Annotated in this window: 1 protein-coding gene; it reads left to right on the top strand. The window is 72.1% G+C overall.

All coding sequences use genetic code 11. The annotated features are described in order from the left end of the window. The coding region (locus WFO64_RS22425) for an Ig-like domain-containing protein (protein WP_337014407.1) at positions 1-276 on the top strand (276 nt) is incomplete at both ends.

A 276-nucleotide genomic window follows, 5' to 3' on the forward strand; every position in this document is an offset into this window, starting at 1 on the left:
ACCGTCGACACCCGCGCCACCGCGCCCGGCCTGACCGACGACGCCGGTACTGCAATCGCCGACGGCGCAACCACCAGCGACAGCACGCCGACCCTCAGCGGTGACGGCATGCAGCCCGGCTCCACCGTCACCGTCTCCGACGGCGACAGCGAACTCGGCACCGCTACCGTGGATGCCGACGGCAGCTGGACCTTCACCCCCGATGCCCCGCTGGCCGACGGCGATCACGCCCTGGTCATCGACGGCACCAACGCCGACGGCAACGCGGTCAGCGAC

The organism is Pantoea sp. AS142, assembly GCF_037152305.1.
GTDB lineage: Bacteria > Pseudomonadota > Gammaproteobacteria > Enterobacterales > Enterobacteriaceae > Pantoea.